13 protein-coding genes are annotated in these 15734 nt (G+C 38.5%); 3 read left to right on the top strand and 10 right to left on the bottom strand.

The features are described 5' to 3' along the window. Positions 1-86: 86 nt before the first annotated feature. The 7 genes from ACO05S_RS10545 to ACO05S_RS10515 form a co-directional block, all read right to left on the bottom strand. The gene (locus ACO05S_RS10545) at positions 87-1412 is read right to left on the bottom strand and encodes a 4Fe-4S dicluster domain-containing protein (RefSeq protein WP_421917977.1); all 1326 of its coding nucleotides are present in this window, start codon (positions 1410-1412) and stop codon (positions 87-89) included. 270 nt (positions 1413-1682) lie between these two features. Next, a complete protein-coding gene (locus ACO05S_RS10540) occupies positions 1683-3716 on the bottom strand; it encodes a molybdopterin-containing oxidoreductase family protein (RefSeq protein WP_421917976.1) in 2034 nt (677 codons plus the stop codon). Positions 3717-4069: 353 nt separating this feature from the next. After that, entirely contained in the window at positions 4070-5287 is a 1218-nt protein-coding gene (locus ACO05S_RS10535; protein WP_421917975.1) for a PLP-dependent aminotransferase family protein, read from the bottom strand. A 140-nt stretch (positions 5288-5427) separates the two neighbouring features. Beyond that, complete coding sequence (locus ACO05S_RS10530; RefSeq protein ID WP_421917974.1) at positions 5428-6336, bottom strand: thiamine pyrophosphate-dependent enzyme; 909 nt, start codon at positions 6334-6336, stop codon at positions 5428-5430. Further along, positions 6329-7519, bottom strand: a complete 1191-nt coding sequence (gene porA / locus ACO05S_RS10525) for a pyruvate ferredoxin oxidoreductase (RefSeq protein WP_421917973.1) — start codon at positions 7517-7519, stop codon at positions 6329-6331. Before porA ends, ACO05S_RS10530 begins: the two co-directional genes overlap by 8 nt. A 187-nt stretch (positions 7520-7706) precedes the next feature. After that, positions 7707-8000 (bottom strand): 4Fe-4S binding protein, encoded by a 294-nt coding sequence (locus ACO05S_RS10520; protein ID WP_421917972.1) that lies wholly within the window; start codon positions 7998-8000, stop codon positions 7707-7709. Positions 8001-8151: 151 nt separating this feature from the next. Further along, complete coding sequence (locus ACO05S_RS10515; RefSeq protein WP_421917971.1) at positions 8152-8691, bottom strand: 2-oxoacid:acceptor oxidoreductase family protein; 540 nt, start codon at positions 8689-8691, stop codon at positions 8152-8154. A gap of 281 nt (positions 8692-8972) precedes the next feature. On the opposite strand from ACO05S_RS10515, the gene ACO05S_RS10510 reads away from it, so the two are divergent. The 3 genes from ACO05S_RS10510 (at position 8973) to ACO05S_RS10500 (ending at position 13226) form a co-directional block, all read left to right on the top strand. Then, positions 8973-9431: an Lrp/AsnC family transcriptional regulator gene (locus ACO05S_RS10510; protein ID WP_421917970.1), complete on the top strand. Its 459-nt coding sequence runs from the start codon at positions 8973-8975 to the stop codon at positions 9429-9431. Positions 9432-9810: 379 nt separating this feature from the next. After that, the gene (locus ACO05S_RS10505) at positions 9811-11202 is read left to right on the top strand and encodes an OmpA family protein (RefSeq protein ID WP_421917969.1); all 1392 of its coding nucleotides are present in this window, start codon (positions 9811-9813) and stop codon (positions 11200-11202) included. Positions 11203-11210: 8 nt separating this feature from the next. Then, a complete protein-coding gene (locus tag ACO05S_RS10500; protein ID WP_421917968.1) occupies positions 11211-13226 on the top strand; it encodes a hypothetical protein in 2016 nt (671 codons plus the stop codon). A gap of 86 nt (positions 13227-13312) precedes the next feature. On the opposite strand, the gene ACO05S_RS10495 is transcribed toward ACO05S_RS10500, so the two are convergent. From ACO05S_RS10495 to trxA, 3 genes are all read right to left on the bottom strand, one after another. Further along, entirely contained in the window at positions 13313-14035 is a 723-nt protein-coding gene (locus ACO05S_RS10495; protein WP_421917967.1) for a toxin-antitoxin system YwqK family antitoxin, read from the bottom strand. A 222-nt stretch (positions 14036-14257) separates the two neighbouring features. Further along, positions 14258-15181: a DUF58 domain-containing protein gene (locus tag ACO05S_RS10490; RefSeq protein ID WP_421917966.1), complete on the bottom strand. Its 924-nt coding sequence runs from the start codon at positions 15179-15181 to the stop codon at positions 14258-14260. A gap of 221 nt (positions 15182-15402) precedes the next feature. Next, a complete protein-coding gene (gene trxA, locus ACO05S_RS10485; RefSeq protein WP_421917965.1) occupies positions 15403-15720 on the bottom strand; it encodes a thioredoxin in 318 nt (105 codons plus the stop codon). Between the last annotated feature and the right edge of the window lie 14 nt (positions 15721-15734).

Raw genomic sequence — 15734 nt, 5'->3', positions numbered from 1 at the left:
GAACCTCAATTTTCAGTTTTTCCCTTTCAGGGAAAATGCCGACAGGCAAAAGGGTGAAATTATTTTTTTCTCGTAAATCGTAATTGCTAATTCGTCATTCGTAATTTCTTTTCAGGTGTAATGATATCCGATTCGTAATAGAATTCTGCCCTATCGATTAATTCTCCTCCGAATATAATGGCTAAAGATATTGCTAAGCTCAATTCCCATTGCGTACCCAACAGAAAATATGGGATTAATAAACAGAGTATTCTTAGCAATGAAAGAGCTGGAAAATGGCTCAATCTCAATAGGCGTAAAGATATTTTCCTACTAATGTATAAACTTCCTTTTAATAGAATTATAAGTTCAATAGCAATTGACACGTCGATCAGCCACATAAAAAATAAAATCCCCGTAAAACTTACCATTCCGGAATGCACAAAAATACCATCCTTTCGAGTCAGGAATTTGTATACCATATCAACAGAAATCAGACTAAAGATTCCAAAGGCCATTGCCACATAGCCCAATATTTGATTTCCGGTTATTAGCTGCAATCCTGTTAATCCTAAAAAAGCGGAAAAGGAAAAGATTTCTCTACTTAGCCATGACCCTTTTAGGTTGAGAATGAATCGCCACATGCGCATCTTTTTCCCAATATGTAGTGATGTTAAGGCAATTGCCAATACGGATACAACGGCAAAAGGAATTAACTGCATTTCTATTCTTCCCATTAAATGTGCAGCTTGCCAGCTTACCAATCCTGCAACTGCTAGGGTAAACAAAACCAAAGTCCATTCCTTATCCAATGCTACCTTATCTTTTGGTTTTGGTAACCACTCCTCTATCTTTTTCTTATCAATCTCTTCCTGATCGATATTCTCAATTTTTGGGGCTGTATTCTCCTCTCGCAAAGGAATCAGTTGAATGGATGGTTTGATTCCCATATCCACAAAACCAGGAGTAACTCTGTCCTCATTACTCAAAATCAATTGTCCAAAGTCCAATGCTCCCACTGGGCAAGCTTCCACACAAGCTGGTTTTTTACCATCTGAGATTCTATCTACACAGAAATTACATTTCTCAACAATATTCGTCGTTGGATTAAACTTTGGTGCATCGTAAGGACAAGCCCATGTACAATAGGTGCATCCAATACAAGCTTCAGCGTGATGAATAATTGCACCCGTTTTCTCATCGCGAGTATAAGCCAAAGCAGGGCAATTTTTCATGCAAGGAGCATCCTCGCAATGATTGCAAGCCAATGAGAAATGAAATACAGGTAAACCCGGATGTTTGATTTTATTGCCTGTATTCACCTCGCGCCAATTCATCATTAAATCGGTGCCATTTTCTATGCTGCAACCCGCTGCACAAGCATTACAGCCTACGCATCTGTTGGTGTTGAATATGAATGAGTTTTTTTCCATATCATTATTAGTACTTTATGCACTATTAATAAATTAACTTTATCCTCAAGCCGGATTAGCTCTGACTTTTTTCATTGATAAAAAAGTCAGCAAAAAATCTAGGGCGTGTAAGCTCAAATTACTTCTACTTGAAAACTTTAAGTGCGGCGGGGTGATCTTCTCAATTCTTCGAAGCTTCCCCTTCTTTCTAAAAGTTTTCTGCGGATAAGCATTTTGATCTTCCAATGCCCATTAAGCCTCTTCCACCTTTGATCTAAATCTTATTCTTTATTATTCATTACTAATTTTCTTCAGGTCAACCCATGTATTGTGAAAAGCAGTTCCGTGTCCCATGTCAGTTTCGCATCCCTTTGTAAACAGGTTTGGTGCTGCTCCCAAGTGCGATTGATGTCCGTTGGTTAGTACCACATCACCCCTTCGCAATCCCAAATCGTATTGCAATTTCACTTCTGCTCTTCCCTGGTGATTGTAAATCTCAACCTTCTCACCATTTTTCATTGCCTTTTCCTCCGCATCCAATGGATGTACAAAAAGAAAAGCTTCTGGCTCAAATTGTTTTATCACATTTAAATTTCCAAACTGAGAATGAATTCTGTTCTTTGAGTTTGGTGATATCAATTGTAAAGAAAATTCAGTTTGTTCTGGCAAAGGGACATACTCTGGCAGAGGATCAACTCCCCAAAGTTCTTGCGCCTGCTCATTATACAACTCAATTTTTCCTGACGGAGTTGGAAACTGATGATCTGCAAATGGAATTTCCTCAAAAGATTTTGCCAATTGCGGCCCTTTCTTTAGTTGTTCCAGACTCAATTCGGGAAAATCTTTTAGAAAGCCATTTAAGTATTCCTCTATTGATTCATCGGTAGGTTCGGGAATATTTCCTTTGATCTCCTCATCGGTGAATCCCAACTTCTTTGCCAGTAGATAATAGATTTCCGTTTCTGGTTTTACCTCGCCTGCCGGTTCCATTACCTTCTGCCTTAATTGCACGTATGGATTCCAATATGAACCAACAATATCTGTTTGCTCGAACATGTTTTTGGCTGGCAGAATGATATCTGCTTCCAAAGTGGTATCAGTCATGAACTGATCTACGACCACTCTAAAATCCACCTTCCTAAATGCCTTTTTGATTTTATTGGTATCTGGATTTTGCGACAAAGGATTTCCTCTTTCTACCCAGATAAACTTCACTTCCGGATCTTTGATATTCAATAAATCCTCACCCAATTTGGCTACAGATATTTTCCTCCTAAAACTTGGATGCTCGCATCCCGGGAAGTATGATTCTGGTTCTTTTAAATCATCAAACACATAACTTTGCAGATTCGCATAATGAAAGCAAGCTCCCAGTTTACCAATATTTCCTGTTATCACCGAAAGAGCAAGAATGCAGCGTGTGGTCTGACCTCCATTTTCGTATCGCTGCAATCCATAGCCAGGGATCAGCGTCATGGCATCAGTTGTTCCAATTTGCTTTGCCAGTTCCTGAATGGCTTCAACCGGAATACGACAAATTTCTGATACCTTATCCAAAGTATATTCCTCAGTACGAGTCTTGAATTGCTCAAAGCCGATAAGGTATTTTTCTATGAATTCTTTATCAATCCAATCATTTTGAATCAATTCTCTTGCAATTCCCAAAGCCAAAGCAGCATCGGTTCCCGATTTAATTTGAAACAAGTAATTTGCCCTCTCACTCGAAGGAGTTCTTCGTGGATCAATCACAATCAGTTTGGCTCCTTTTTCTTGGGCTTTTTCAATGGGGATCATTTCCTGAATATTTGTTTCAGCAGGATTCTTTCCCCATAAAACAATCAATTTGGCATTTTCCAAATCCCAGGGAGCATTGTGTTTATTAGCTCCTAAAGTCAATCTAGTTGCTTCCAAACCTGCTGGCCAACAAAGATTCCCATAGGTTGTTGTTGCGCCACCAAATAGTTTCCAAAAGTTTGAACTTACACCATTTAACAGTCCAGACATGCCACTAGCAGCAAAGTACAAAACCGAATGCACACCAAAATTATCTTTACAAGATTTCAGTTTCTCAACGATACTATTCAAAGCTTCATCCCAAGATATTCGCTCATACTTACCCTCTGCTACTCTCTTTAAAGGATGTAGAATTCTATCTTTTGAATTTGCTCGCTCAACATAAGCCAAACCTTTTATGCAAGGTCCTTCGGGTGTAGCCCTATTTTCAGGATGCGGATCAATTCCAATGACTTTGTCATCTTCCAAGCGAACTTTTATACTACAAGTACTATAGCAGTTACGTGGACAGACGGATGAGAATTCCTTCATAATGGTTAGTAAATTTTTGGAAAAATTACTCAAAAAAAACAAAAGGGAGTGAATACATAAGCAAAATCATATACTACACTCCCTTAATAATATTAAAATCAACCTCGGGTTAAAACCCAAGACAATAGAAATAACAATTCTAAGAAGGAGTTACCCCAATTTCGTCGCAAGATTTCATCCACAACAATTCACCTAGCAGTTGCAACAATGATTTAAAACATACAATAAACCCAGGGTGTTTCCCTGGGCTATAAAGATTACAGCCCTACAGGCTTATTTTTTTACTCTCGGGTTAAAACCCGAGGCAAAGGATAATATAAATTTCCACTACTCCTTTGCCTTAACTCGAACTTTTATGCTTCTTCCAATACTTCAGCTTCAATGATTTCTGCTAATCGTTGAATACCTGCAATTGCTTTTTCGTTGTTCACATACGAGAAATTCAAACGCATGGTATTGGTTCCTCCACCATCGCAATAGAAGACATTACCTGTTACAAAGGCAACTTTTTTCTCAATTGCTTTGTGGAATAATTCCAAAGCATCCATGTGTTCTGGCAAAGTAATGAATAGGAACATTCCTCCTTCTGGACGAGTCCATTTAACGAAGTCTGGCATACATTTTTCCATCTCTGCCAACATCACATCTCTTCGCTGGTGATACAAATCGATAGTCTTTTGCAAGTTCTCTTCGAAAACTCCAGAATTCATGTAACGAATTGCAATTTTCTGAACGAAAGTTGGTGTACACAAATCAGCCGATTGCTTGGCAACAACAATTTTTTCATTCACATCTTTCGGACCTAGAATCCAACCAATACGGAATCCAGGAGCAAAAATCTTTGAGAAAGTTCCCAAAGTGATTACATGATCATCATTGTCCAAATCGTACATCATTCTTTGTGGCTCTCCATCGAAACGAACCTCTCTGTATGGGCAATCCTCAACAATCAACACATCATATTTGTGTGCCAAAGCAATGATCTCCAATCTACGCGATTCAGGCATTGTAATACCTGTTGGGTTCTGAAAATCAGGAATCACATAAATGAACTTTGGTTTAATGCCTTGCTCTCCCAACTCTATCAACTTCGCTTCCAATAGCTCTGCGCTCATTCCGTACTCGTCCATTGGTACACCTTCCATTGTAGCTCCATAAGCCTGGAAAGCACTAATACCACCCAAATATGAAGGCAATCCACAAATCACAACATCACCTTGATTCACAAAAACTTTTCCTACCAAGTCAAGTCCTTGCTGAGATCCTGTTGTTACAATCATATTCTCTAAAGAACACTGAACACCTTCGTTCTTATACTTTTTTACAAGTAGTTCTCTAAGCTCAGTAACTCCTTCGGTTGCATCGTACTGTAATACTGCTGCACCTTCTTCTCGCAACATATCCGATACGATACTATCCAAAGCATCTACAGGAAATGATTCCGGTGCTGGTAAACCTCCTGCAAATGAAATAATCTCAGGATTTTGAGTCAATTTCAAGATTTCACGAATTGCTGATCGTTTATTGTTGTTGCTGATTTGGGAAAATGTTCCTTTTAAATCGCTGATCATTGTGTTTGGTTTTTGTTTAGTTCTGTTTGTTTGGATTCTGATGTATTTAAGTTTTGTATAGCAATCAACAAGCTAAAAGCGATTAGGTAAAAGGTGAAAGCTGTCTTATTACCTTTTACCTTTATGCTTTTACCTTAAGTTTAAAGCCAATTTTTGCGCATGCGCTCCCACTTCTTGTCGCGGTTTTCGATTACGCATTGAATATCTGCTTCGCTCATGTGTTTGAATCGGCCTTGTTTTTTTAGGTATTCTGTAACCGATTTGAATTCCTTTGGATTACGGTTCAATTTGTATTCTCCAACTTCATATTCCGCAAGGAAAATCAAACCTGCATCAACTGCATCCTTAGCAATTTCTACCGATGTTTCGGTTGGTGTTCCCCATCCTGTTGGACAAGATGCATACACATGAATAAAAGTTGCACCTTTAATGTGCTTTGCTTTGTTCACCTTGTTCAAGAAATCCTGAGGATATCCAATACTTGCAGTTGCAGCATACTGAATATCGTGAGCAGCAATAATCTCGAACAAGTTTTTCTTGTGGGTTACCGTTCCTGGGATATTCTGACCAGCCGGAGTTGTAGTGGTTTTGGTTCCGTAAGGAGTTAATCCACTTTTCTGAATTCCAGTGTTCATATAGGCTTCGTTATCATAGCAGATGTATAAAACATCATCATTACGATCGATCATTCCTGATAAAGCCTGGAAACCGATATCTGCTGTACCACCGTCACCGGCAAATACTACGGTTTTGAAATCTTCCTGTCCCAATGCTTTGGCACCGGCAGCAATACCTGCAGCCATACTAGCCGATCCCGGGAAAGTTGTTATAATTGCATTTGAATTGAATGCCATTTGTGGATAAATGAATCCTACTGCCGACATACAACCAGCTGGAAGAGCCGAATAAGTTCGCTCGCCCAATACTATTAAAGCCAAACGCACAGCAATACTACCGCCGCATCCGGCACAAGCTTTATGACCATAGAAAAACTCCTTCTCGGTCATGTTCTTCGCATTCACTTTTGGGATATCTAATACTTTAGTCATTGCCTTCTACATTTAAACTGAAAAATTCTACTGTCTCTTCACTCTTGTTTTCCAATCCTGCAAACAACTTGTTGTACATGTCTTCAATGTCGTCTTTGGTGATATCGCGACCACCTAAACCACCAACAAAGTTGCTTTTGTATACATATTTGTCAATCTGAGAAATGGCTGAGTTGACATTGGTATAAACCGTTCCTTCGTATCCAAAAGAAATATCTTTATCGATAACACCTATTGCTTTCACTCTCTTTGCCAAGCCTTTCACTTCTTCAACTGGGAATGGACGCATGTAACGGATTTTTAACAATCCAACTTTCTTGCCTTCAGCACGCATTTTGTCAATCACCACTCTAACAGTACCACAAACACTACCCAAAGCTACCAATACCACTTCAGCATCTTCGCACATGTATTCTTCCACCATACCATGATACTTTCTGCCAAACATTTTGGAGAAGTCCTCATCCGTTTTGTGAATTACATCAATGGCATTAAACATTGCTTCGTTCTGCTGATATTTGAATTCGGTATTGTCATCCGGACGAGAACTGAATCCAAGGTTTTTTGGCTCTTCGAATGACATTTTGTTTGGTGTCTCGAATGGAGGCAAGAAGTGATCAACCATTTCCTGATCCGGAATTTCAACCAATTCATAGGTATGAGTTAGGATAAATCCATCCAAATTCACCATCATTGGAGTTAAGACGTCTTTGTGTTCCGCAATTTTATATGCCTGTATGATCATGTCCAATGCTTCCTGTGCATCCTCAACGTACACCTGAATCCAACCCGAATCCAAAAGAGAAAGAGAATCTCTCTGATCGCCATATATACTCCAAGGTAAGGCAACCGAACGGTTGGCATTCATCATCACTACCGGCCATCGTCCACCACTACAATAGTGAAGACCTTCTGCCATGTACAACAATCCTTGCGATGATGATGCAGTAAATGTTCTTGCACCAACTGCACTAGCTCCCATTGTAGCTGAGATTGCAGAGTGCTCAGACTCCACGTGCATGTATTCTCCATCCATCTCGCCTGCTTCTACCATTTCTGATAAACGCTCAACTGTGATGGTCTGCGGGGTGATAGGATATGCAGCCACTACATGTGGACGTGAAAGTCTCACTCCTTGTGCTACTGCCTCATCACCGGAAATAAAAATCTTATTATTTTTCATCTCTTTAAATATCTTTTTTGATTTGCTTGCCAAGCAATTCTAATTGACAAGCTCTTAGCTGTTAGCCTTTAGCTTGCAGCTTTAAAACACCCCTCTCCCTGTCGGGATCTCCCCTGAAAGGGAGAAAACTTCAATTAAACTTTTGTAGAACTTGAAGCTTGTGACTTGGAGCTTGGAGCTTTAATTTTTACTCCTTTTCCATTTTAATTGCATCTTTAGGGCATTCGTAGGCACAAACTCCACATCCCTTGCAATAATCCATGTCAATTTTAATTTTGCCATTGTCTTTCATGATGGTTCCATCAGGACAAAGCAAATAGCAGCGTAAGCAATAAACGCATGCTTCGTGATCTACAACGGGCTTGAAAGTTCTCCATCCTGCATTCTTTTCTGGAAGAAAACCTGCATCGTATTGTGGCCCTGTTGGGTAATCATCAATATGAGTTGGAGTTTTATATTCTGTATGTTTAGGTCTGTTCATATTTGTTCTTCTTAAACACCCCTCTGGCTGTCGCCATCTCCCCTAAAAAGGGAGAATTTCGAAATCAAGGTCAAATCTTAATTTTATCTTCTTCCCCTTGAAGAGGAAGTGCCGATAGGCGAAGGGGTGAACAATTATTAATTACTCATTCTTAATTGTTCATTAATTCAAATGCTCTCTCTACAATTTTCTCATTAAGCTGAGCTAGTTTTGGCTTCATTTCGGTATGAATACTTGCAATTGCCGCTTCCTTACTTACCAAACCCGATGCTGCCGCCAAAGCTCCATACATTGCAGTGTTGGTAATTGGGCGACCCAAAATTTCCATCGCTAAAGATGTAGCATCAATACCTTGTAAATCAAAACCTTTTAATTGCTCGGCATATTGATTTACATCCTGAGTATTGATAAGAATACAAGCTCCTGGTCTAACTCCTTTGTCAAAACCTGGAACAATTAAAGTTTCATCCATCACCACTACGAAGTCGCTGTTCTGAACCTCACTTCGATCGTGAATCTTCATATCGTCAATCTTTGTAAATGCCAATACTGGCGCACCTCTTCGCTCAGGTCCAAATGATGGAAAAGCCAAAGCATGTTTTCCTCCGTGAACGCTGGCTGCAATTCCTAACAAGCGAGAAGCGGTAAATCCTCCCTGACCTCCTCGTCCGTGCCATCTGATTTCTTTCATGATTTTAGATTTGAGATAGAAGATTTGAGATTTTTAGATCTCTTTAAATCCTCATCTAAGTTTCTATTAGTGTTTTTTAATATTTTGTGAATTCTCATATCTAACATCTCTTGTCTTATATCTATCCAAGAGATTTTGTCTTGTAAAAATACCCAACAGCCAAATGATTTACTAGTAAATGAAATAAATACAGAAAACTACTCTATAATACACATGCTTTTAAAGAATTTATATCTTTACAAAAGCTAAAAACAGGTATATCAATAGAAAATTTTTCTCCTATGGAAAAGCTAGACAGAACCGATCGTAAAATTTTAGAGCTCCTTCAGCAAGATTGTAGAATCACCATCAAGGAGTTAGCAGAGAAGTTACACCTTAGCAATACACCCGTTTATGAGAGGGTAAAAAAGCTTGAAAGAAGTGGAATTATCAAAAACTATGTTGCCATGCTCGATCCTGAGAAAATCGATAGAAGCATGACAGTTTTCATCTCTATTTTGCTTACAAAACACACACGGGATGTGGTGGATTCGTTTCGAGAACAAGCTTTGGCATTACCCGAAGTGATGGAATTTTATTACACCTCAGGAAATTTTGATGCTATGCTAAAAATTATGGTGAAAGACATGAATGAATTTCAATATTTTATTCAGGAAAAACTTTCGAAGTTCGAATTTCTTACACGATTCAACAGTACTTTCGTGATCGCTTCCTCGGAAAAGGTTGGGTTTGATTTGTGATGTATTACCGTTAGGCCATGCCATGACGTGGCCGCATATAACCTTGCGTGTCCGCTTATTGCAATACATGAAAAATAAAACGACAACCTAAATAGATCGATCACCCATGCCATCTATTTTATCTTCAAAGGTCAGGTCATCAATTTTATCAATGGACATGCCTATTATTGAAAACGGTCACGCCATTATTATTAAAAATGGATACGCCTTTTATTAAAGAATGGACACGCCATGGCGTGTCCCTACAGGGAACATTTTATTCATGGTTCAATTGGTAGGATTCTTAATATAGAAATATTGTTGATAATATTGTTTAAAGTATGTTTTGTTAATACATTTGATTCTGGAGGATAAAGACTTAACTACAACTTTACTTATAATGAAGAACATTTACCTAAAGTATCTCATGGTATTGAGTGCTATTTTCACCTGGTTTGGATCATATGCCCAGGAGGAGAATATGGTGCTTAATCCTAGTTTTGAGAAGTATGATGAATGCCCTCAAGGCTACACTTTTATGGATAAGACCCACAAGTTGATTCCGCATTGGACCTATCCATCATTTACCACTCCCGATTATTTTAACGAGTGCAGCACTGGAGAAGTTGGCGTACCCGATAATTTTGCAGGCTACAGCAAAGCCAAGTCAGGAAAAGGCTACATGGGCGCAATTCTAAGTGGAAGCAATCGCAATTTCAGGGAATATTTTCAGGGTACTTTAAGCAGTCCTATGATTGAAGGTCAGAAATATTGCGTTTCCTTTTGGTACAAATTGGCATCGGGAAGTAAGTTTGCTGTGGACCAATTAGGCATGCATTTTTCTGAAACAGAAATCGCCAACGGCAATAAAAGCTTTTTAAATTTTAAAGCCCACTTGAGCAATAAAGAAGGTCTATTTTTAGATAATACCGAAGAATGGGCTCAGTTCTGTATGGTATATACTGCGCAAGGTTTCGAGGAATACTTTATAGTAGGAAACTTTAAGAACTATGAGAACACCAACTACGTGGCTACCGGTCGTGATACCAAAAATAAAAAAGGCAAAGAATACGCTTACTACTTTTTCGACGATTTTGAGATTCGTCCATTGGTTGATTGTACCTCATGCGCATGTGTTCCCCAAGGATTAGAAACCGTGGTAATTGATTCCTCTTATACAGGAGGTAAAAATCCAGTTACCGGTCAAATTAGTAAAATTATAAACGATGGTGTAATTAGTTTGGGAATATCTGGCGGACAGCCACCTTATAACATCGATTGGAGCAATGGAATAAAAAACAGCACAAAACTTACGAATCTGCAAGCTGGAACATATACTTATCACGTAAGTGACCAAAACAATTGCCACTCGAAAGGAAGCATTACTTTTATTGAGCCTGAATTGCCTAAAGATTTGTTTACCGAAGAACTGAGACAAATTGAAGAAGGGGCTGCATTGATTCTCGACAATATCTTTTTTGAATTCAACAAAAGTACGCTTTTACCCACCTCTTTTGAAGAACTCGACAAGGTTGCCAATTTCTTACAAGAAGGAATTGTTAGCCAGATTCAAATTAGCGGACATACCGATAATGTGGGCTCTGATGAACTGAATGAGGGCTTAAGTCAGCGACGTGCCGAATCGGTGGTGAACTACCTTGTTGGCAAAGGAATAGATGCCAACAGTATGAAAGCGGCTGGCTACGGAGCTTCAAGACCGATAGATACCAACCAAACAGACAACGGACGCTCGAAGAATCGCCGTGTGGAATTTTTAGTATTAAAAAAATAAGCCCCTACATGAACTCCAAAAAAATAAATATACTAATTGTGTTCATGCTAATCTCAATGCTTAGCGTGGCGCAAAATACGAAAAGGATATACAACAATTCTTTATTCAAAGGCATGGAAGCCCGGGCAACAGCCGATATCAATTCTGAGCTTGCCAAGGCCAAAGTAAGTTTTGAAAAAGTTTTGGTAAAAGAGCCTGAATCGGCAATGGCAAATATTGGACTGGCTGCCCTTTACGCTTTCGATAAATATTCTAGTAAAGATTACTTTAAAGCCTTTGCCTATTTTCAGAAAGCATACGATGCAAAGCCTCAGTTCACCGATGACGAGAAAGAGGTTTTAAACGAATTGTTTACCAAACAAGATAAAAGACGAAAAAACAGACCCATAGCTAAAAACATGGACTGGGAATATCAGCACATCGAAGACAAGTTGATTAAGTTCGTGAGAGAGGAGAACAATGCCGATCATGCAACAAGGTTCTTACAAGAATTTCCCGATTCCAAATACAAAGGCAATGTGGCTCACATTTTAACTTACATTAAATTTCGTGAAGCTGAGAAGAAAAATACGGTTGATGCCTTTAATCAATTCCTAAAAGATTATCCTGAATCAGCTCAAGTGAATACGGCAACAAAATTGCGAAACCAGTTGGCTTACCAAAATGGGATCAGTAAAGGCACAGTAAAGGATTTGCACGATTTTGTTGAAAATTATCCGGAAGCACTACAAGTTAACAAGGTAAAGAAACAAATGGCAGAAATGGCCTTTAAAGAGGCAGCGGCTAAAAAGACATTGGAGGCCATCGACAAGTATATTGCCGACTTTCCCAATTCATCGAAAATAGCTGCGGCTAGAGCATTAAAGAAACAATTGCTTTTTGATTGGGCCAAGAGCGTAAAAAGCTTAGAGGCTTACAATCAATTTGTGTCTTTATACCCTGAAGGGAAACAGTACGTCGATATTTTTAATTTGAAAGCCAGCATATTGGGCGATGAGATTCTGAAAGACTTTCCAGAAGAAAATTACCTCTTTGTAAAAGGATTCGACAATCAAGAGTTCAAGGATTTTGGTGGTGGAATTGCTACTCGCCCCAATGGAGAACTAGTGGTAGTTTCAGCCACACCCAAAGCCGAAGGAGAAATGTACGACTCTTGGATTTTAGGTTTGGATGCCAATGGAGAAATGCTCTGGAATAAGATTTTAGGAAACCCTTTCGATGACCTGGTAAATAAGGTGAACGTAAGTGCCGAAAATGAAATTTATGTGGCCGGAATTACCAATGCAATTGTTGATAGTGTGGATGGTGAGGCATGGATTTACAAGTTAGCCGCCAATGGGCAAAATGTATTCAATCAGAAAGTGAGCATGGCCGAAGCACTCGATTTTGTGGTATACCCCGACAACAACATTTTAATTGCCGGATATACCAAAAACACCCAAGACTCCTTGTTCACTCCTGCCTTGGTGAAGCTAAATGCCAATGGTAAAAAGCTATGGTCGCGCAATTATACCAATAAGGGTAAGGTTTATGCTTTGGCTAGCGATACTGCCTCGAACACTGCTTTTGCTGCAGCCGGAAACTGGATTTTTGCCATAAATGAAGCTGGTTATTTACAATGGGATGTTCTATTGCCCGAGAATCAACAGTCCACTGCCATAGGTATAAATGCCAACAAGCAAGTTCTATTTGCTGGTACAACGACTGGTGGAACCTTTGCTGCAGCTTACGACAGCTCTGGTAAAAAACTTTGGGAATTGCCCCTAAATCTTACAGGCCAAGGCATGCCCGAGCATCTTGTGGCTTTGGCCGATAACAGTTTTGTTCTTGCAGGTACCTACAATAACAAAATTAAACTGGTACAAATTGATGATTTGGGTACTGTAAAAAGCGAAAAAGAATTTGCCTTGCCACAAGGCGTGAAGCTAAACGACATCTCGCTTACCGATGGCAATTCTGTAGTCATTAGCGCTACCCGATTAGGGGATAAAGCGGATTTGATTGTTTTTAAATTGAATTTTTAAACAAGATACTAGCGTATATTAAAGGGCAAGCTTTATTCAAAGTCCCAAATAAAGTACCCTTCTTGCGCACTGGAATACTGACATAACTACTTCATTTTAAGCTTTACCTCTCGTTTCGAAACGAAAATATTATAATCTTTCGTTTGATATTTTGCAACAATCGTAAGGCTTGTATCAATTCTACTTTTTGGAGTCAAAAGAAATTCGTAACGTGCAGATCCTCCTTTGGCATATAATGGCTTAGCCATAAGTGGAATGTATTTGTCTTTCATTAGTTCAGTAACATAGAATATTACATTTTTGGAGTAATTGCTCAAAAATAATTTTAGAACTATCCGATCAGATTTTATAAACTTTTCAATCTCAATTTTTGGAAATTTTTTTCTTAAACTGCCATCTCGCTTGTACTCTTTTAAGCCAATTCCTGGCTGACCTTTCATATAAGAGGTTTCGGCCCAAATCTTCCCATTGTCGTAGTATTTTTTCTGAATCCCATCTTTTTCGTCGTTAATGTATGGCGTTAAACTGTATATATTACCATTCTTGTGATATTTTTTAGCCACTCCATTCTTCTCATCGTCAACGTACATGATTTCATCACTCAATGCACCTGATGAATAGTAATATCTGGCGGCTCCATTGCGAACTCCATTTTGGTAGGTAATTTCGGCTGATAGTTTATTTTGTTCGTCATATTTCTTTACTACACCATTCTCAACAAAATTCGTGTCGTTACTCGAATTACGATCTGCCTTTCGCTGGCAAGCAAATAAAATAAAAATAAGAAGAATGATAAATCTATATTTCATCTGGTTATAATTTTATCTCATTTGTCAGATGGAAGCCGCAAGATCAAAATAATTATTAGCCTGTGTGATTAATAATTATTTTAATCATGCTTGTTTCATCGAGAGATCCTTAAGATTCAGATATTCAAAAGAATTTGAAAACCGCCCAATAAAAATAAATTAAACCTCGAGAACTTAAAAATTATTCGAAGAATAAATAAGGTGAGCACTAGGCAAAATAAGCTACATTAGCTTCTTTCTCTTTAAAAGATAGGTTTGGAGTACATTACTGAAACCTTTTCTGATATCTGCCTCAACAAAATCAATAGAAAACTGCTTGCACAACAAGTTTAATTCGTTGAAGAATTTTTGCTGTTCTTTCTGATACATTTCCTTTATATCAGTTGGATTCAACTTTACACTATCTCCTGTTTCCAAATCAACAAAATGACTTGGACGGTTATCAAAGTTAAAATCCAATTCTAATTCCTGATCATGAACAGCAAATAAAATGACTTCGTGTTTATTGAAACGCAGGTGTTGCAGGGATTCCATAATTTCCTTTGCTGATTCGCTGCCAGTAAAATCTGAAAAAACAATAAGCAAAGATCTACTTTGCAATCCTTCGGCCAGCTTGTGCAGCGTATCCGCAATTTTGGTTGTTTTTTTGTGTCCTATTTCCTCTGTTTTATATGCCTTGTACAAGTGAGAGTACAACAATTGTGCATGCGTAAGTGATAGTTTGGAAGGTGTAAGTATGTTTATTTTATCTGAAAATGTACAGAGGCCAACGGCATCCCTTTGTTTTCTTAGCAAATGAATTAAGGCAGCAGCACACAAGACCGAATAACTTAGCTTTGTTTGGTGTTTTAGCTGGTAAGGAAAAAGCATGGACGAAGAAGTATCCAATACAATGTGGGCACGAAGGTTGGTCTCTTCTTCAAATTGTTTTACAAACATTTTATCACTTCGGGCATACAGTTTCCAATCGATGTGCTTTGTTGATTCTCCTTTGTTGTACAGACGGTGTTCAGCAAATTCTACCGAGAAACCATGGTATGGACTGCGATGCAGGCCAATAAGGAAACCCTCTACAATTTGATGCGCAAGTAATTCTAAATTATCGAATTGCTCGAATTGAATCAAGTCTGATAATTGCTTTACCATTTTATTTTCAGATTGTGTTAACAAGAAAACTGCTCATTCAACAGTCTTTGATAAGAAAGCTCAAAAGACAAGGCTTTCGAAGTTTTGAAACCAAGGAGTTTACTGGTGCAAATGACTGTTTCAAAAATGAGAATAACGCAGTATTTGGAGATTTCTTACATTGACAAGATAAAAAAAGGGCATAGATAAAACTCTATGCCCTAAATATTTTTATACTCTTATTACAATAGAGCATCAATTTTTTCTGCCAAGCTTGATTTTGGAACTGCTCCAACTTGTTTGTCAACTACCTCTCCTCCTTTAAAGAAAAGAATAGTAGGAATATTACGAATTCCAAACTTAGCCGAAGTTGCAGGACTGCTGTCAACATCTACTTTAGTTACTACGATTTTTCCATCGTAATCAGTTGCCAATTCGTCTACAATTGGACCAACCATTCTACATGGGCCACACCATTCTGCCCAAAAGTCCACCAATACCGGCTTATCTGATTTCAAAACAACTTCTTCAAAATTAGAATCGTTCACTTCAATTGTCATGGTAATCTATTTTT

The sequence above is a fragment of the Marinifilum sp. genome, assembly GCF_965230805.1.
GTDB lineage: Bacteria > Bacteroidota > Bacteroidia > Bacteroidales > Marinifilaceae > Marinifilum.
The sequence above is the reverse complement of the archived record's forward strand: the minus strand, read 5'-3'. Positions and strand labels throughout refer to the sequence as shown.

Excerpts from the sequence above, each read along its gene's own strand:
- ACO05S_RS10490 (WP_421917966.1), bottom strand. The coding sequence starts at position 15,181 with ATGGTAAAGCAATTATCAGACTTGATTCAATTCGAGCAATTCGATAAT.
- trxA (WP_421917965.1), bottom strand. The coding sequence starts at position 15,720 with ATGACAATTGAAGTGAACGATTCTAATTTTGAAGAAGTTGTTTTGAAA.
- ACO05S_RS10545 (WP_421917977.1), bottom strand. The coding sequence starts at position 1,412 with ATGGAAAAAAACTCATTCATATTCAACACCAACAGATGCGTAGGCTGT.
- ACO05S_RS10495 (WP_421917967.1), bottom strand. The coding sequence starts at position 14,035 with ATGAAATATAGATTTATCATTCTTCTTATTTTTATTTTATTTGCTTGC.
- ACO05S_RS10500 (WP_421917968.1), top strand. The coding sequence starts at position 11,211 with ATGAACTCCAAAAAAATAAATATACTAATTGTGTTCATGCTAATCTCA.
- ACO05S_RS10530 (WP_421917974.1), bottom strand. The coding sequence starts at position 6,336 with ATGACTAAAGTATTAGATATCCCAAAAGTGAATGCGAAGAACATGACC.
- ACO05S_RS10520 (WP_421917972.1), bottom strand. The coding sequence starts at position 8,000 with ATGAACAGACCTAAACATACAGAATATAAAACTCCAACTCATATTGAT.
- ACO05S_RS10535 (WP_421917975.1), bottom strand. The coding sequence starts at position 5,287 with ATGATCAGCGATTTAAAAGGAACATTTTCCCAAATCAGCAACAACAAT.
- ACO05S_RS10505 (WP_421917969.1), top strand. The coding sequence starts at position 9,811 with ATGAAGAACATTTACCTAAAGTATCTCATGGTATTGAGTGCTATTTTC.
- porA (WP_421917973.1), bottom strand. The coding sequence starts at position 7,519 with ATGAAAAATAATAAGATTTTTATTTCCGGTGATGAGGCAGTAGCACAA.
- ACO05S_RS10540 (WP_421917976.1), bottom strand. The coding sequence starts at position 3,716 with ATGAAGGAATTCTCATCCGTCTGTCCACGTAACTGCTATAGTACTTGT.
- ACO05S_RS10515 (WP_421917971.1), bottom strand. The coding sequence starts at position 8,691 with ATGAAAGAAATCAGATGGCACGGACGAGGAGGTCAGGGAGGATTTACC.
- ACO05S_RS10510 (WP_421917970.1), top strand. The coding sequence starts at position 8,973 with ATGGAAAAGCTAGACAGAACCGATCGTAAAATTTTAGAGCTCCTTCAG.